16 protein-coding genes are annotated in these 17,834 nt (G+C 46.0%); 9 read left to right on the top strand and 7 right to left on the bottom strand.

Features of this window, described 5'->3' with window-relative positions; translation table 11 throughout:
- Positions 1-39: 39 nt before the first annotated feature.
- The 3 genes from cobO (at position 40) to L5M28_RS01880 (ending at position 2,816) form a co-directional block, all read left to right on the top strand.
- On the top strand, positions 40-663 hold the full coding sequence (gene cobO, locus L5M28_RS01890; protein ID WP_198571815.1) for a cob(I)yrinic acid a,c-diamide adenosyltransferase: 624 nt from the start codon (positions 40-42) through the stop codon (positions 661-663).
- Between the two features lie 214 nt (positions 664-877).
- Positions 878-1,912: a DUF2235 domain-containing protein gene (locus tag L5M28_RS01885; RefSeq protein ID WP_263202269.1), complete on the top strand. Its 1,035-nt coding sequence runs from the start codon at positions 878-880 to the stop codon at positions 1,910-1,912.
- 76 nt (positions 1,913-1,988) lie between these two features.
- Positions 1,989-2,816 carry a cobalamin-binding protein gene (locus L5M28_RS01880; RefSeq protein ID WP_263182829.1) on the top strand — a complete coding sequence of 276 codons (828 nt, stop codon included), beginning with the start codon at positions 1,989-1,991 and terminating at the stop codon, positions 2,814-2,816.
- Between the two features lie 62 nt (positions 2,817-2,878).
- On the opposite strand, the gene L5M28_RS01875 is transcribed toward L5M28_RS01880, so the two are convergent.
- Both L5M28_RS01875 and L5M28_RS01870 read right to left on the bottom strand, forming a co-directional pair.
- Positions 2,879-4,270, bottom strand: coding sequence for an NAD-dependent succinate-semialdehyde dehydrogenase (locus L5M28_RS01875; protein WP_198571813.1), 1,392 nt, complete (start codon positions 4,268-4,270; stop codon positions 2,879-2,881).
- A 217-nt stretch (positions 4,271-4,487) separates the two neighbouring features.
- The gene (locus L5M28_RS01870) at positions 4,488-5,606 is read right to left on the bottom strand and encodes a glycerol dehydrogenase (protein ID WP_263202266.1); all 1,119 of its coding nucleotides are present in this window, start codon (positions 5,604-5,606) and stop codon (positions 4,488-4,490) included.
- Between the two features lie 472 nt (positions 5,607-6,078).
- Between L5M28_RS01870 and L5M28_RS01865 the strand changes: the two genes are divergently transcribed.
- The 3 genes from L5M28_RS01865 (at position 6,079) to L5M28_RS01855 (ending at position 7,523) form a co-directional block, all read left to right on the top strand.
- Entirely contained in the window at positions 6,079-6,594 is a 516-nt protein-coding gene (locus L5M28_RS01865; RefSeq protein WP_263202265.1) for an AAA family ATPase, read from the top strand.
- 57 nt (positions 6,595-6,651) lie between these two features.
- Positions 6,652-7,047, top strand: coding sequence for a GNAT family N-acetyltransferase (locus L5M28_RS01860; protein WP_028759277.1), 396 nt, complete (start codon positions 6,652-6,654; stop codon positions 7,045-7,047).
- A gap of 92 nt (positions 7,048-7,139) precedes the next feature.
- Positions 7,140-7,523: an MAPEG family protein gene (locus L5M28_RS01855; protein WP_113941155.1), complete on the top strand. Its 384-nt coding sequence runs from the start codon at positions 7,140-7,142 to the stop codon at positions 7,521-7,523.
- 9 nt (positions 7,524-7,532) lie between these two features.
- Here the strand turns inward: L5M28_RS01855 and L5M28_RS01850 are convergent, their stop codons facing one another.
- Positions 7,533-8,996 (bottom strand): PLP-dependent aminotransferase family protein, encoded by a 1,464-nt coding sequence (locus L5M28_RS01850; RefSeq protein ID WP_263202263.1) that lies wholly within the window; start codon positions 8,994-8,996, stop codon positions 7,533-7,535.
- 117 nt (positions 8,997-9,113) lie between these two features.
- On the opposite strand from L5M28_RS01850, the gene L5M28_RS01845 reads away from it, so the two are divergent.
- Positions 9,114-9,572: a GNAT family N-acetyltransferase gene (locus tag L5M28_RS01845; protein ID WP_263202261.1), complete on the top strand. Its 459-nt coding sequence runs from the start codon at positions 9,114-9,116 to the stop codon at positions 9,570-9,572.
- Between the two features lie 128 nt (positions 9,573-9,700).
- On the opposite strand, the gene L5M28_RS01840 is transcribed toward L5M28_RS01845, so the two are convergent.
- A complete protein-coding gene (locus L5M28_RS01840) occupies positions 9,701-10,768 on the bottom strand; it encodes a tartrate dehydrogenase (protein WP_263202259.1) in 1,068 nt (355 codons plus the stop codon).
- Between the two features lie 96 nt (positions 10,769-10,864).
- Here L5M28_RS01840 and L5M28_RS01835 point away from each other — a divergent pair, with 96 nt between their 5' ends.
- Both L5M28_RS01835 and L5M28_RS01830 read left to right on the top strand, forming a co-directional pair.
- Entirely contained in the window at positions 10,865-11,779 is a 915-nt protein-coding gene (locus tag L5M28_RS01835) for a LysR family transcriptional regulator (RefSeq protein ID WP_263202257.1), read from the top strand.
- Between the two features lie 264 nt (positions 11,780-12,043).
- Positions 12,044-13,186 (top strand): glucosaminidase domain-containing protein, encoded by a 1,143-nt coding sequence (locus L5M28_RS01830; protein ID WP_263202255.1) that lies wholly within the window; start codon positions 12,044-12,046, stop codon positions 13,184-13,186.
- A gap of 203 nt (positions 13,187-13,389) precedes the next feature.
- On the opposite strand, the gene L5M28_RS01825 is transcribed toward L5M28_RS01830, so the two are convergent.
- The 3 genes from L5M28_RS01825 to L5M28_RS01815 form a co-directional block, all read right to left on the bottom strand.
- Positions 13,390-15,444 carry a toxin-antitoxin system YwqK family antitoxin gene (locus tag L5M28_RS01825; protein WP_263202253.1) on the bottom strand — a complete coding sequence of 685 codons (2,055 nt, stop codon included), beginning with the start codon at positions 15,442-15,444 and terminating at the stop codon, positions 13,390-13,392.
- 241 nt (positions 15,445-15,685) lie between these two features.
- Positions 15,686-16,498, bottom strand: a complete 813-nt coding sequence (murI, locus tag L5M28_RS01820; protein WP_263202252.1) for a glutamate racemase — start codon at positions 16,496-16,498, stop codon at positions 15,686-15,688.
- A gap of 842 nt (positions 16,499-17,340) precedes the next feature.
- A complete protein-coding gene (locus L5M28_RS01815; RefSeq protein WP_263202251.1) occupies positions 17,341-17,670 on the bottom strand; it encodes a hypothetical protein in 330 nt (109 codons plus the stop codon).
- Positions 17,671-17,834 lie beyond the last annotated feature (164 nt).

The raw sequence follows: 17,834 nt of genomic DNA, 5'->3' as shown, positions 1-17,834 counted from the left end.
AAAAGCAGACATTTTTAGCAGCAGAGTGAAGAGAAGACCATGACAGCACAGAACGACAACGAACAAGCGCAAATCAAGGCCGAACGCCACAAGGCTCGCCAACAGAAAGTGAAAGCCGGTGTGGATGCTAAAATTGCCGCCGCCCAAGAAGAAAAGGGTATTCTGCTGGTATTAACCGGTAACGGCAAAGGCAAATCGACCTCAGGTTTTGGCACTGTTGCCCGCGCCGTCGGTCACGGTAAAAAAGCCGCGGTAGTGCAATTTATCAAAGGCACCTGGGAGTGCGGTGAGCGCAATTTACTCGAAGGTGCAGGGGTTGAGTTTCATGTAATGGGCACAGGTTTTACCTGGGAAACCCAAGATAAAGAAAAAGATACCGCCGCCGCTGTACTCGCTTGGGAAGCCGCCGAAAAGCTGCTGCAAGATGAGAGCATAGATTGCGTGATGCTCGATGAGCTCACCTATATGGTGAGCTATCACTATCTGGATGTGGAACGTGTGCTTAGCGCACTTAAAAATCGTCCACCCATGCAGCATGTGATCATCACGGGTCGGGCCTGTCATCGCGCTATTATCGAATTAGCCGATACGGTCAGCGAAGTGCAGCCGCTGAAACACGCCTTTGAAGCGGGTATCAAGGCACAGCAAGGTTTTGATTACTAATCGAACCTTAAATGTCGGCGCATAAGTGACGCAGCATTGTTGGTTGCAATGTTAAGTAAGACGCGCGAATGGCTTTAGCACAGGCATAAAATGCGCTAAGTTTGAGGACTAGTAACTGCCTATTAGTGACTAGCAACTAGCGACAATTTGTTGTTAGCTACTATGGGTTAGCCTCTAGCCGTTCAGTGTTCAAAGCGTTCTCAAGGATGATCCTATGAATAAGCGTATCGTGATTTGTGCCGATGGGACTTGGAATCGGCCCGAGAAAGATCTTAAGGTCGATTTCCCCACCAATGTGCTGCGCCTCGCGCGTGCTATCAGCCCGATAGCGGCTGATGGTAAACCCCAGCAGGTATTTTATGATTGGGGTGTGGGTTCCTATTACGATCAAACTATCGGTGGTGCGACAGGGCGCGGTTTACATAAAAACATCATGGATGGGTATCGCTATATAGTGCAAAACTATTCCCCAGGCGATGAGATTTATCTCTTTGGTTTTAGCCGCGGTGCTTACACTGTGCGTTGCTTGTGTGGCTTGATTAATAACTGCGGCATACTTAAACGCCCCGATGCGGCGTTGATTCAACAAGCTTTCGACCACTATAAAAAAAGCAGTGCGCCCTTTGCGCCTGATGGTGAAAAATCCCTCGAATTTAGAGCGAGATACAGTCATGAATCACGGGAAATCAAGTTTGTTGGCGTGTGGGATACCGTGGGTGCTATGGGGATCCCTATTTCATTTTTAGGCTTGTTCGAAGATAAAGACGAGTTTTACGACACTAAAATTGGCCGCAATGTGCGCGTTGCCCGACATGCGTTAGCCATAGATGAACATCGCAGTGATTTTGAGCCGACTATTTGGCAACTACGCGACAATATGGACATGCAGCAAGTGTGGTTTGCGGGCGCCCATAGCAATATTGGCGGTAGTTATAAACCCGATAAAGACGGTTCATTGTTGTCGGATATTGCACTGTTGTGGATGATATCCGAGGCGCAGAAATTTAATTTAAGCCTAGAGCCACACTTAGCCGCGAGTGTGCATCCAAATCCGCTTGCGACCTTACATAACTCGAGACGCAGTTTTTATCGGATAAAACAGGAATATTTGCGACCACTCGATCCTGTGCAAGTCCCAGTACTTTTACATCATTCGGTGAAGGACCGCTGGGATCAAGATCCTCAGTATCGCCCGAAGAATCTACAAACCTATATCGAGCACTATGGCTGGCCAGAGCAGCTAGTTTAACTCTATAACCCCAAGTGACCTGAAGAGACTACGCCTGCATCTTCAGGCGGTTTGGGGATAAATACTAAGGCATATCATGATTAAGCGACACTTAGCTGGACTCGTTTTTGGGCTCAGCTTGTTTTTTCCCCATAGCGTATTGGCGCAGCCCGCTAAACGCATTATTGCGCTCTCTCCCCATGCGGTGGAAATGCTTTACGCCATAGGCGCGGGCGATACGATTGTGGCCGCAACCGATTATGCGGATTATCCCGAGGCGGCAAAAAATATCCCGCGTATTGGGGGTTACTATGGCATTCAAATGGAGCGGGTGATGGAGCTTAATCCCGATCTGATTGTGGTGTGGGATTCGGGTAATAAAGCCGAAGATATCAACCAGCTTAGGACGTTAGGATTTAACCTTTATGGTAGCGATCCTAAAACCTTAGAAGGCGTCGCCAAGGAGCTTGAAGAGTTAGGCCAACTTACGGGGCATGTTGAAGAAGCAAGCAAGGCTGCAGCCGCTTATCGCGCTGAGCTTATCCGATTGCGGGTTGAAAATGCTAAAAAATCAGAACCGAAGGTATTTTATCAACTCTGGTCGACCCCCTTGATGACAGTCTCTAAAAACAGTTGGATCCAACAGATCATCAGTGTGTGCCATGGACAAAATGTGTTTTACGATGCCGCCAGTGATTATCCGCAAGTCAGTTTAGAAAACGTCTTGCTGACCTTGCCCGAGGTGATTTTGCAAAGTGAGGAAGAAGGTAATGTGAAAGGGGTTGATTGGCGCCAATGGCCAGAAATTCCTGCCGTGAAGAAACAGCATATTTATCAACTCAATGCCGATTTATTACACCGCGCGACGCCCAGAGCTTTACTTGGCGTTCAAGCCCTATGTGATGCCTTGGATAAAGCACGTTAAATAAAACGCCTGACAGATTATTCCGTCAGGCGTTTAGTCAGATGTTGCTATTTTCTAAGCGTTTAGAAAGGCGCGTTGATGTCGACCACATTAATAAGCTTGTGGTTTACAAACTCTTTCAATCCTAAATCAATCAACTCGCGGCCATAACCTGAGCGACGTACTCCACCAAAGGGTAAGTCGGCCTTGACCATAGTTGGATGATTGACAAACATCATGCCTGTGGAAACCTGCTTAGCGACCGCGAGCCCGCGTTGGGTATCGGCGGTAAACACTGAGCCACCCAATCCAAAGGGCGAGTCATTGGCGATGGCAATCGCCGCTTGCTCATCTTTCACCCTGTGGATACTGGAAACTGGACCGAAGAATTCCCAATAGTAGGCGGGGTTATCTGGCGTCAGGTTTGTCAGTATTGTTGGCTGCACAAAGGCGCCTTGCTGCGGCACTTTTGGCCCCACTTCGGTCGCGGTTGCGCCGTGTTTTACGGCATCACGGATCTTCTGCTTCAACTCATCGGCCGCGCCTTGGGAAGACAGCGGTGCCAGCGTAGTCGTCGAGTCCATAGGATCGCCTGCTTTTAGCGCTTCAATCCCCTTGATATAGCCCTTCATAAATTCATCGTAAATGGCTTCAACTAAGATCATCCGCTTAGATGATGTACAGACCTGTCCCGCGTTCCAGTGACGGCCAAACACAGCCCAGTCGATGGTTTTAGGCAGATCGGCATCTTCAAGTACGATAAAGGCATCTGCGCCACCCAGTTCTAGGGTGGATTTTTTCAGTGCCTTACCCGCCAGAGCGGCAATGATCGATCCCGCATCTTCTGATCCCGTGAGCGCAACACCATGCACTTTGGGCGAATTGATGATCTGTTCTATCTGCTCTCGGGTGGCATACAGATTTTGGAATGCACCTGAGGGCAGTCCGGCATCGCGCATTAAGCCTTCAAAGGCCGCTGCGCACTGGGGCACGTTGGATGCATGTTTGAGTAGTAAGGTATTTCCGGCGGCAAGCTGCGGCGCTAAGATGCGCGCAATTTGGTAGTAGGGAAAGTTCCAAGGTTCGATGGCCAATAATACGCCCAGCGGTTCGTTAACCAGTATCGCTTCACCTTCGGCGGGATCGGCAACCGGCAGTTTTTGCGGTGCCAGCAGTCGCTCGGCATGTTCGGCGTAGTATTCGAAAATTTGCGCCGACAGTTCGACTTCAGCTTCGGCTTCTGCTGTGACTTTGCCCATTTCTAAGGTCAGTAGATTGGCGTATTTGGACTTGTTGTCTCTGAGGATCTTCGCTGCCTTAGACAGTATTGCGGCCTTGTCGGCAAAGGGAGTGGTTCGCCAGCTTAAAAATGCCTGATGGGCGGATTCTATCGCCTGTGTGACTTCGGTATCTGTTGCATTTGGAAATTCTTTAATGAGCTTTCCCGTAAAGGGATTGGTTGTTGCATAAGCCATATGTGCCTCCAAGCGTTTAACAAATAGAGCGTAAATGCCAGCTTTGGCATCGAGGGTGGAAATGTCTTGTTTGTTGTGGACTCCCTTGCCATTGATTATGTGGCAAGGAAGCCTATGATGAACGGTAAACTCGTGTGGCAGCAGGAACTATTTAAGTAGTATTAATTAATAAAATCAGATTGTTGCCACCTACGGAGTACACGTCATATTGTTACGGTTAACAAGCTTCAGCTGTTTTATAGCGTTCAGCCATGGCATTGGCGGCTATCATGGCTTGATAGACATCATCTGCGGTTAATTTCATCGGCATATTGCCCATAGTATCGCCCTCAGCACAGGCTATCTCAGCCACTTTGCGCCACTCGGCCTCGATAAAGGTTTTCAGCCCTAAATCTGCGAGAGTGAGCGGCAGTCCCGCCGTTTTGATAATGCGGATAACGTTATCGATTTCGGCTTTTGGGGCATTTTCGAGCACGAGCTGAGTTAGCAGCCCAAAGACGACTTTCTCGCCGTGCTGAGCTTTATGTAAGTCTGCCACCGCTGACATACCATTGTTTACGGCATGGGCGGCGGCTAACCCGCCTGCTTCTGCACCAACACCACTGAGATAGATGGTGGCTTCAATGGTTTGCTCTAGCGCAGGTGTGACTATTTTGTTTTTAACGGCGTCCATAGCAGCTTCAACATTTTCAGTCAGTAACTGATAGCAAAGTTGGGCCAATCCCAGCCCTGTGCGGGAAGGCTTTTTCAGGACTAGGTTGACGCCATCCGATTGATAGCAGGCACGAGCTTCAAAATAGGTTGCCAGTGCATCGCCTATGCCTGCCGCAAAAAATCGGGACGGAGCCGCGGCGATAATAGCAGTGTCGGCAACGACAGCATCTGGGTTCTGTGGCAGAAACAGATAGCGTTCAAACTCACCTGTTTCGGAGTAGATCACTGCAAGTGCAGTACAGGGCGCATCGGTTGAAGCAATTGTGGGGTACAAGATGACAGGCCGTTTTTGATAGAAAGCGACGGCTTTGGCGGCATCTAAGGTTTTTCCACCGCCAACTCCAACAATAACGTTGGTATGATGCTGTTCTGCCAGCGCGCCTAAGCGCTTTATCTCGGCTTCGCTGCACTCATAGTTGAATTTTTCGAGGTGGCTGCTGATCCCATTTTGATCTAGCCCAGCGACAGCTTCATTCTTCACACGGCTGAGGATAAATTCATCGCAGATGATAAAAGCATTGTCACCAAAGTCCTTAACATAATCATGCATTTGAGCTAATAGGCCCTTGCCGATAATGAATTTTTTAGGGGAAGTGACGGTACGTGGAACGACAGTGCTCATAGAGCCTCCTTTGCACTTATGACGGTTATCCTTTCATTCTTACCCTAGCATACGCCTAAATTAATGTCATAGCATGAATGGTGGCAATGTTTTTATTGCTAAGCGTAAATTACTACTTTAGTGCTTAATTGTTAGATTAATAATGTGGTTTATTGTTTTATTCTTCGAGTTAAATGCTTTGATTTATCCCTGGTTTAAGGAAAGGATAGGGCTGAGAGAGCGAGGCGATCTCAGCGGGCGAAGAGATGTCAGAACTCAAAAAAAAGCTAACTGTGGATTGTGCGAATAGCGGTAAACGTCTGCAGTCTAAACACAGGATAGTCATTAATGTAATGGGATTTTATTACCTTAAACTCGTCCCAAGTCTTGCTCGGTGTTCATGCTTTATGTGATGCTCTGTACTGTCGTTCATTGGTGTCATAGCGAGTGAAATCGTCGGCTGAGATAAAAGACCAGTAATCAAGGAGTGAAGATGACACAGCAGAATGCGTTAGGACAATTGGTCAGTAAAGGTACGTTAATATTCTTTTGTGGCAAAATGGGCGCAGGTAAATCAACCTTATCGCGACAACTTGCTGAGGCCGAAAACTGTATTTTAATCTCGGAAGACGCATGGCTGGCGGCGCTATATCCCGATGAAATTAAAGATTTTGATACTTACTTGAGCTATTCCGCTCGCCTTAAGCCTTTGCTTAAAAAGCATGTGCAGGAACTGCTCTGTTCGGGTGTTTCTGTGGTCATGGACTTTCCCGCGAATACTATCAATCAGCGCCTGTGGTTTCGAAGCATTTTTACTGATTGCGCCGCCCATAAACTTATTTATCTTAATCACAGCGATGCGCTTTGTTTGAGTCAACTCGATAAACGCAGACAAAGCCACCCTGAGCGCGCCATGTTCGATACTGAGGCGATGTTCTGGCATGTGAGCGGTTATTTTCAGCCGCTGACTCTGGATGAAGGCTTTGAGCTTGAGGTGATAGAAAGCTAAATAGTTGAAAGCCAAGTGTCTGAAAGCAAGTGACTGAATAAAACAATAGGAAATATCATGTACCAAGTGCTTGAAGGTGTTGTTTCTGCCAATGATTTTGTTCGCCTACGACAGATTTCTGGCTTAAGCCCTAGACCATTGGAGGGTGCGATTAAGGCCTTGCCAAGGAGTTTATATGGCGTGCAAATAAAGCTCGCCGAGCAGACTGTGGGCATGGGGCGTGTGGTTGGTGACGGCGCGCTCAACTTCGAAATTGTCGATATTGCAGTGGATCCTGAGCATCAAGGTAAGGGATTAGGGCGGCTTATTATGCAGCACATCATGGCTTATCTAGATCGTGAGGCTTTTGAGGGCGCGTATATTACCCTGATGGCGGATGTGCCTGAACTTTATGAAAAGTTTGGCTTTAAATTTAGTCGTCCCGCAAGTGAAGGCATGTATATGGTGAAATAACGCCGCTAACCAATACACTTGTAACTTAGGCACTTATAGCTGTAGAACTCAAACAGTAGAGCTTAAAACAACAATCAAAGGAAGATTACCCCATGAATACCTTACTTATTTGCTTATTTGTCGCCATGTTATTGCCATATCTTGCGAAAGGTCCAGTGGCTTGGGCGATGGCAAAGGCGGGTGGTTACGATAATAATCATCCCCGTGCTCAGCAAGCACAGCTAACCGGTTTTGGCGCTCGCGCTTTAGCGGGACATCAAAATGCTTTTGAATCATTGCTGGTGTTTGGCCTAGCCGTATTAGTGGTTATCGCCACGGGCAAAGTGAATCCCACCACTGAGTGGCTCGCCATCGTCCATGTCGGCGCCCGCTTTGTGTATCACATCCTCTATCTTGCCAACAAAGGCACCTTAAGATCCCTCACATGGTTTGTTGCCATCTTCAGTGCTTTCGGGATTTTCTTTCAGGCTTTTTAAGCTTGGATATTAAAGGATCTGCGCCAGTTTTTTGATACTTTCCCGCAACTCATCACGCGTATGAGCGGCATAGCCCAGTAAGATAGCTTGCCTTGGATAGGGTGCTTGGCAATATCGAGACAAAGGCTGTGCACCTAAACTGAGTTGGCGGCATTTGTTGATCACTTCCTCTTCGGTCAAGTCGCCCTTCAGCCAACACACGAGGTGAATACCTGAGTCTGAGGTTTGAACGGACAATTTGTCGGGCAGATACTGCTCAATTGCCGCGATTAACGCCGTTTGGCGCGCTAAGCAGGCTTTTCGCACTCGGCGAACATGCCGCGCGTAATGTCCTTCGGCGATAAACAACGCTAATGTTGCTTGCTCTAGGTGAGCCGTGTGTGTATCGGCGTAATGCTTTGCTAACTGGAAAGCCTGTATCAGTTTAGGGGGCACCACTAAAAAGCCGAGTCGTAATTCGGGTAGCAACATCTTGGAAAAGGTGCCAGCGTAGATCACCCTTTGATGTTTATCGAGCCCCTGTAATGCCTGTATCGGACGGGCGCTATAACGAAACTCGCTATTATAGTCATCTTCTAAAATCCATTTACTCTGCTCAGCGGCCCAATCGAGTAAGGCCAATCGTCGTGGCAGACTTAGCATACCGCCGAGGGGAAATTGGTGTGAGGGCGCGGTAAAAGCCAGTTTCACTGAGGGCCACCGCTGGATCGCATCGGCAATATTTGTGCCCTCATTATCAACACTCACAGGACGAACTCGCATAGTTTGCGAGAGAAAAGCACCTAAAGCCCCGTCATACCCAGGTTCATCAAGCCAGACTTCATCTCCCTGTTGGAGTAGTACCTGCGCTGTGAGGTTAATGGCCTGCTGAGTTCCATTGACTATGATGATCTGCTCAGGTGTGCAATTGAGGCCGCGTGTCGAACGCGCATAATCACTTATCGCCTCACGCAGCGGCAAATACCCCGCGCTATGGTTTGATTTACCTAAGGTTTTACGCGATTGCCGCCAAACTCGGCCTAACAGCCGCCCCCAAAGTTGGTGCGGGAAAAGATCGACGCATCCGACGCCAATATTAAACATGCTATGGCTGTGGTCCGTATTCGCCTTCGCTTTCAGTCGCGTCATTTCTATTAACTGTGGATTAATTTCTAATTTGGAATCAAAAGCTTGAGCGCTTTCTCTGGCACGGTTTGGTATATCGATCAGTTCATCGGGAATGGTATCTGAAACATAAGTGCCCGATCCCGGTTTAGTCAGCAGATAGCCTTCATCAATCAGGCGCTCAAACCCTTGCAGTACTGAGTTACGTGAAATCTGCATGGTTTCCGACAAGGCTCTGCTGGATGGGAGTTTCATTCTCGGGTGTAAACGTCCATCAAGAATGGCCTCTCTAAACGCATGATAAAGCTGATCTTTGAGGATGCCATCTTTGAGTTGCAAGTGAGGGAAATTGGATTGAGGTTTTTTCATTTGCTAACTGGTACTGGAAAAAATACAAAAAGTGTACCTTATGCGGTACCACAATTGAATCTAGAATCTTGCTTCAGTAAAACTGAGACCATTTACTTAATTTCAAGGAGTGCGCTAATGTCCAGCCAATCACTAACAGTAACCATTGATATGGTTAAAGAAACGGACTATTTACTCTGGTTACCACACTGGCGTGATTACCAGACTTTTTACAAAGTGGCGTTATCGGAAGCGACCACCCAAGCCACGTGGCGCCGATTCTTCGATGACCAAGAACCTATTTATTGCGCCGTCGCAAGAGAGGGCCAAAACTTACTCGGTTTTGTGCACTATGTTTTTCATCGTTCTACTTGGGCCGAAACGGATTATTGTTATCTTGAAGACTTGTTTGTTGCCCCAACGGCAAGGGGGCAACATGTTGGAAAACAATTGATTGAGTATGTAAAGCAAGCGGCCATTGAACACAACTGCGCGCGCCTGTACTGGCATACACAGGAAACAAATTTAACCGCGCAAAAACTCTATAACTGGATTGGTGAAAAACCGGGAGTCATTGAGTACAGAATGCCGCTGTAAGGAGGGGCCTTTAATAAATGCATTAACTGGTTAGCTTATTGATGCGTTTATTATCAGCGGCTTGATAGTCTAAACTCCTTTCAATCCTAATGCTAAAGGGCTTTTAGCATTAGGTTTTAATGCACGTTTTAATTGCGACTAATCGCAGCGATCACCGCATCGGTCAGTTCCCAAGTATTTGCCGTTCCGCCCATATCGCGGGTTAAAGACTGCTTATCTTTCAATACGCTTTCTATCGCGCTGAGTATCAGGTCGTGCATTGCGCCATAACCTAAATGTTGCATCATCATAGCGCCTGCCCAAATTGTCCCTAAAGGATTGGCAATACCTTGGCCTGCAATATCCGGCGCCGAACCATGTACCGGCTCAAACATCGACGGAAATTCCTTGCTTGGATTGATGTTCGCCGAAGGGGCAATGGCAATTGTGCCAGTGCACGCAGGGCCAAGATCAGACAGGATATCGCCAAACAAATTTGAGCCAACAACCACGTCAAAATGCTCGGGTTTCAGCACGAAATTTGCCGTTAGAATATCGATATGATATTGGTCGACCTTAACATTTGGATACTGTTTTGCCATTTCCACGACGCGACTATCCCAATAGGGCATAGCGTGAAATATGCCATTGGATTTGGTCGCCGAGGTTAAGTGCTTTGCTTTGCGGCTTTGGGCTAAATCGAAGGCATATTTTAAGATGCGATCTGTGCCACGACGGGTAAAAATGCTCTGCTGGGAGACTATCTCATGTTCAGTGCCTTCATATTGAATGCCGCCGACGGCGGAATATTCGCCTTCCACGTTTTCACGTACTACATAAAAATCGATATCGCCGGGCTTTTTGCCTGCGAGTGGGCAGGGCACGCCTTCAAATAACCGAATAGGCCTAAGGTTCACGTATTGCTCAAAGGCTCTGCGGATCGGTAGTAGCAATCCCCAGAGTGAAATATGGTCGGGAACTCCTGGAAATCCAACAGCGCCTAAGTAGATGGCATCAAAGGATTTTAGTTGCTCAAGTCCATCCTCTGGCATCATGCGACCGGTTTTATGGTAGGTTTCACAGGACCAGTCGAAATAGGTCCACTCAAACGTCAAACCTAAGATTTTTCCTGTGGCTTCGAGTGTGCGTATCCCTTCGGGGATCACTTCTGTACCTATGCCATCTCCGGCAATTACGGCGATTTTTACCTTAGACATCTTCGACTCCAATAGGGGATTCTGCGTTTTTAGTATGTTATTCCATATTCGTATCGTGTATGAATAGGCTAAATGTTTTGTTAAGGATTACGAATTGTGAGTCAACTGCCGCCACTTGAAGATTTACGGGTCTTTGTTCTCGCCGCTACAAGCGGGGGATTTACAGCCGCTGCGGAGCAATTATCTTTTTCTCCAGCGTATGTGAGTAAACGCATTGGCCTATTAGAAAAAGCGCTCGGAGTGCGCTTGTTTCTGCGTTCTGCCAGACGTGTCAGCCTCACCTTAGAGGGCAAGATTGCCTTGGAATGGTCCGAACGTTTGCTCGATACAATGGAGCAAATGAGCCTTGAAATTAGCTTAGAGCAGCAAGTGCCACGGGGGCGATTACGTATCGCAACCAGCACAGGATTTGGCAGCCACTGCATTGCACCGATTATTTCAGACCTCGTGTTCCACTATCCCGAATTAGAAGTTGATTTAGAGTTGCTCGACCGCCCCGTCGATCTGGTCTCTGAAGGTTTTGATCTGGAGATCCGTGTCGGTGGCGAATTGCCACCGCAAATGATTGCTAAGCGTCTTGCGAGTAATTATCGGGTATTGGCGGCGTCGCCGACCTATATCGACACGCATGGCATGCCAAACAATCTCGCGGCATTAGCCGAGCATAAGTGCATAGGGATCCGCGAGCGCGATCAAAACCATAGAGTGTGGCGATTGGAAAGTACGGCTGGCATAGCCTCGGTTGATTTAGCGGCTTCCTTGATGACCAACAATGGCACTGTCGCTAAGCAGTGGTGCCTTAAAGGCCACGGTATTATGTTGCGCTCCATCTGGGATTTACAGCAAGATTTCTTAAGTGGCACATTAGTCAGAGTACTCCCCGAGTATCATCAATCCGCTGAAATTCATGTAATTTATGCTTCACGATTAGAAACGTCTGCCAAACTTCGCACCTGCGTCGGCTATCTTGAAGAGGCTTTACCTCGTTTTGCTGGCACTGGAATAAGTTGATTTTATTTCGCCAACCTCTATTGGCGAGTGAACGCTCGCTATTTTTATATTGAGTTTAAATAAATCAAGATGTTGGATTTAATTGCTGACATTGGGTCTAGAGGCGGCCAGGAAGGCGCTCGTCCTATTCTCTTTAATAAAATGATCGTAATCGGCCATTTTGTATATCTATTAAGCAAACTGTCAGGTTTTTACTGTTACCTTACGCACCCGATGTATTGGCTAATCCCATTGCTACCGTTTTACCTCAGTTAAAGAGATACCATGTTTATAAAGTTTAAGCTTCCCGTTGCTATGCTCGCACTCATTGCTTTGTCTGTTTTATGCTCTTCGGTGTATGTGCAAGAAACGCTAGCGACTAAGCTGATTTCAAATAGGCTGCCAGTTGATACTCTTGGTTTTCAGTCTCAGACGGCTTCCAATCCTTTAGTTGCCAGTCAGAGTGCTCTGCATCATATGCAGAGTTTGCCAAAACTGATGACGACTTCCTTGGTGCAAGCGAATCAAGGTGCTGTTGCAAATCCAACGGTTGCTGAACATTTCTCATCCCCCAAAATACTTGAGCAGTCATCCTTCGACAATCCAGAGTCTAAACAACTGAGTCTGAATATCAGTTCTCTCGATGAACTCATGGGCTTGTTTGACTCGCTTAATTACACGCCAGAAAGCTTTCGTGATGGTAATAAATCGGTCCCTAGATTGACCTTTGATGCCGTGGGTGAGGGCTGGAGTTCAGTGTCAAGCCAACTCCCGGTGAAGCAAAAGAAAATGGTGTTTCTTAGAATGATTGCCCCTTTAGTCTTATTGGCGAATGAGAAAATTTTACAAGAAAGACAGGTCATTATGTCTGCCCCCCTTGATGATATTGCGTTATTAGCCTTAGGGGTAAAGTACAAAGTAATAAGCAGTGAAGATAAACCGCTGTTAGAAGCCCAAAGACAAATGCTACTTGAAAGGGTGGATATCCTGCCACCATCGTTAGTGTTAGCTCAAGCAGCAAAAGAAAGCGGTTGGGGCACATCGCGATTTGCCCGTGAAGGTAATGCATTATTTGGGCAGTGGGATTTCAAGGGTAATGGTATGGAACCTAGGCAAAAGCGCCAAGGTTTAGGCAATTATGGTTTAGCACGATTCGATACACCATTTGCTTCAGTAGAAGGGTATTTGTTGAATTTGAATACCCATAATGCTTATCAGAAGATGCGAGATTTTCGTGCCCAATCAAGACAAGCTAATCAAGCTGTGACAGGCTCTGCACTCGCAGGGACGTTAGACCGATATTCGGAGCGTGGTCACGCCTATGTTGAGGCGATTCGTCAGATGATCCGTACTAATAAGCTATATCTGGTGGATGATATTTATTTAAGTGATGACGCACCATTACATCTATTAACAAGAACAAACTAAGTGATTGGTAAAATAACCATTTCTACTTAGCCTGAATAAAGCGCACTTTAATTAGGCTTATATAGGTCAATTTAATCAATGGCATCCGCATTACCCTATATCCCAACTTTAAACTTTGCCTTTTTGCTGGTAATTGTCTTCAAGGTCTTGGGTTAACCATTAGGATAAAAGGATAAGCAGTGCCTGATGTTCGATATTAATGTTTACCTTTCTGTAATCGCATAACTTCCATCTGTGTTATAGCGGATGATAAACCCCTTTTTCTCACCATCGTGGTAATACTTCAGGGACAGTAATCGATCCTTGTTATCGATTTCATATGTCCAGCCACGTTGCTCATTGTCGCTGTAATTGGACAGTGAATAACCGCCATCCTTCTTGTAGTGGATGCTGATTTGACTGTCTTGCCCCTGTTGATTATTTTGCAGCTTTTGGACATGCCCCTCTTCATCGAATTCATATTCTTTGATGAGGTTGCCATGATGGTAGTCAGAAAATTTGTATAATTTTCCTTTACTATCATAATAATATTGTTCCCCATGCTTAATCGATGGCGTATTTCTAAAGGGGGGATTCAGTATGTCCTTACAGTCATTACTATAGGGATTTTCTCGTATAATGCACTCGTCCTGAGAGGGTTTGACTGGCAGGGTTTCGTCATATTCATAATGACTTAACTCCATAAGCCTATGATTGTGGTTAGGATCAAAAATAGCCTGCATGCCATGGTACTCACCTTTGCGATAGTTCCTAATGCCGCTAACGACATCCTGTGCTGAGTACCAAATACTCTGACCATCGAGCAGGCCCTGTTTATAATACTTATTGGCAAAGAGCACATTTTCATCGCTGATTAGTTTTTCTTCACCTTCACGTAATCCACTGAGATAAGTCACTTCGATCCGTGATTTCTTGTCAGTTTTAAATACCCAAGGGCCAGTGCGCTTGCCATCAAGGTAAGCCCCGTTACCCACATAGTTGCGGTATTCGCCAAGCGAGACTTTATCTACCCAAGGGCCATGTTTAATGCCGTTTTGATAGTGACCTTTATTGCCATTGCTCTCAAGCCATTCACCGTCTTTGACACCGTTGCGATAAATGCCTTTTTCAGACAATCGCTTATCTCCTGTGTCTGCGCCATATTCGGGCTCATAGATTTCATAGGGGCCATCAAGCACTCCTTGATTGTAATGGGCAAAACCGTAGTTATCTGCCTCATCGAACATGGACTGTGCAATCCATTTACCTTGCTTTTTACCGTCAAGATATTCACCTTCCCAATAGCTTGCTTGGCCGTCAGCCTCCATCCATTTACCGACTTTTTTGCCTTGTTTGTACTGACCATTCAACATGATATTGGCATTACGGTTATCGTAGGCGATATAGGGGCCATCGAGCACACCTTGGGCATAATGACTTTCAAGCGCAAGTCCAGCCCAAGAACCACCGAGATTCATATAATCATAAGCTGGGCCCGTTTTTGGGATCTCACCCTCACTACTGTTTAGCCAGTCCACATCATCGGCTTCAAAGACAACGCTCACCAACACAAAACTGCCCTGTTGTTCGCGATAATCATTGCGATAAAAGTGGGTCACTAAACTGTATTGATGCTCGCGGCCTTGGGCATCTTTATCTTTGCGGGTGAGGGGGTAACGTAATTTATATTCGTCCGCGGTTTTCACATCGGCGGGTAAACCTTTAGCATTGCGATAGCCGATTAAGGTTGGTTTGAGCTTGGTTGAACCATCGATAATCGCTTTAATGGCGGGATCTTCTATCGCCTCAACATCATAGGTCATGCGATATTGTTGCGGCGGAATTTGGTTTAACACTTTGCGGGTGTCGCTGACGGTAAATGACGATAACGTCGGGGCGACTTCATCCAGCACAACTTGAAGGCGTGGCAGCTTAGTGAGCTTTGAATCCTCAAAACCATAACCCCGTAAATGCTGACCATCAGCATCTTTAAGCATGACCACGACTTCTTTGTCGCCACCCTTATCAAAGTCATAGTAAAAAACTGCCACAATTTCAGCCGCACCATAATCATCAAGATGTACCCCGGGCGCATCGCCGTCGGACATTTCGCTCCACACTTGATTGTCTTTTTGGTGAAAATTAAGCCATTGGCCATTCGGTAAATCGACAGTGGGATGGACGGCTTTGCCCGCAGCGTTTGCCGCAGGAATAACCGTTAAAGAGGATAATAACATCATGCCCGCTGCAGTGAATAAACTGCGAATCGAAAGTTCCATTTAACTACACCTTTTACACCGATAACTTGCGCCTCATGCGCACCAGTAAACGGGCCGAATTTTATGCGAAGACAAGCACTTCAGGAAGTAGCTGATACAAAAAAGGCCGCAATAGCGGCCTGTTAAGATCCAACATTTAACAATCAGCGATGCGATATAGCATTTATTTCGTGGGTGTCTTTTAGGGGAATCATTTAGATTTCTTTGAAAACGGGTTTTAAAAGAAAATGAGCTAAAAATATTACAATAACAGAGGCTTAAATTTAATGGGGCACTGAAGCAGTGCTTCAATTTTGCTTTGTTTCGCTTGTTCTGAATCTACATTCCCAGTGGTGTAAAACGTTATTTCTGGATCGAGTATCGGGCTACACGTTTGGTGCTCGATTTTCAACAATGAGTGCGTTCGATTAGCAATGGCTAATCCAGAATCAATGACGGTAACCTGGTGGGGAAGGGCATTTTTGATTTCTGCATTGATAAGTGGAAAGTGAGTACAAGCTAGCACTAATACATCGGTATTAAACGCATCGGGTTTGTTAAAAATACGCTGAATTTCCTGGGTTACAATGTCGGGATCAAACCCATTGCTGAGAAGTTTTTGCTCTGAGGCGAGAACCAGCGCTTCAGAGTCTTCTACTAAAACCTTACATTCTGTGGCGAAATTTGTGATCAGCATCTTCACATAAGCTGAGTTCACCGTGGTGTGAGTGCCAAGTACCATCACTACCTTTGATTTTGATAACGAAGCGGCAGGTTTTATCGCAGGGACAACGCCGACAATAGGTATATTGAGTTCAGCACGAAGTAAGTCTAGCGCAATGGTACTCGCTGTATTGCAGGCGATAACGATAATATCGGGTTGAGTCAGTGCGCCTGCTTTGGATATAACGTCTAAAATTCGCTTTTTAAGTATATCGTGCGGCTTTTTTCCGTAAGGGAAAAAGCCAGCATCAGAGACGTAACTCAGCCGTATGTTGGGGATTCTCTTTTTTATTTCGGCCGCGACAGTCAGTCCACCTGAACCTGAGTCAAAAACTAATATTGAGCTATCCATTGCACCTACCTTCACATAATCAACACATTTAATTTTGCCATAGACACAGGAGCGTTAGTCGAATTGGCATACGGCTTCAAGAGGCGCATTTTGCTCTTTCAGCCTATTTTGATCAATGAGGATATGTTTGGTTAAGACTTTTTCGTAAACAAAAAATATTTTGGTGAGTTAATGCAATCTACCGCAGGGTGAGATCATGAATACTCAGTTTTGTCCGCAGTTTAGTTGGGATGCCAACTTAATCCTTCGTGCGTTTGTAAATATAGGTGGAGCTTTCATTCCGCATATCCATTCAGCACTATCATTCCACTGACACGCCGACTTTGGTTTTAAAATAGTCGTCCATGAGGGGTCGATGGCGGCATCTGCTGTATAGGACATACTAATGTCGCGATCACATGGATATGAATAAGCGACCATGCCACGGACGGTCACTTCCATGATAGTGCTTAATTTGGTTAATCCCTGTGTATGTCTGATAGTTGATTTGATGTATTTCTAAAATCTAAATCAAAGTCGTGGGGCTTCACCCCACACCCGACCAAGGAGGACTGCTCGTCCTATCCTCCTTGGATGCTCCATGACGCCCCTAACGGAGTTGAAAGCCCCTTGTGCTCATTGCCAAATTTGCTATCGCTTTCGAAGGATGCGTCCCTGCACCTGCGAAAGCTAGCCAGCCATCCATGGCTGGACTCACGCAATTTGCCTATTCGCCCTGCGGCAACTCCGAGGGGATAGTGTATTCCTCAGACTCTGGTGTTATTGGTACATTATTAAGGCATAAAAGCTCTATAAGTTCAGTTTCTTAATTTAGAACGTTGTAAAGTGTTATTTAGCTAGAATTACCACCTTTGTTCAAACAGTGAATAGCTTTTAATATGTTTCGTTTGATATTCAAGTTCAGGAAATAAAGTTGCTTCGTATATTCCGCAATATTTAAGTTCATTTAATATATCTTCCTTGAACTTAGCTGGGATAATGAAGGAATGTGAAAATTTATCAAATTCATCGTTAACTTTAACATATTGTTGGTTATACAATATTTTACCTGTATGGCAGGTAAAGCAACCTTGTTGTGTGACTAATCGTTTGTTAAGGCGTTTTGGTGTGTACATGAATCCAGCATGTTTTATCTGTTCATGGGCTCCTCCATTGATTGCTTTACAAATCAAATCAACCCCTTTGTCAGATAGCTGGCCATGATATTTCTTTTCTAATTCTAAAAAATCATCAAAACGTAATCCATTAAAGAGAATCTGGTTATTTAAGAATTCAAGATGATCTTCGCGGATGGAAGATGCGACCTGTTTAAAAATATTATCAAAGTCATCTGCAT

It is taken from the genome of Shewanella sp. SW32 (assembly GCF_025653365.1).
Lineage (GTDB): Bacteria > Pseudomonadota > Gammaproteobacteria > Enterobacterales > Shewanellaceae > Shewanella > Shewanella oncorhynchi.
This window is presented reverse-complemented; position numbering and strand designations above follow the sequence as displayed.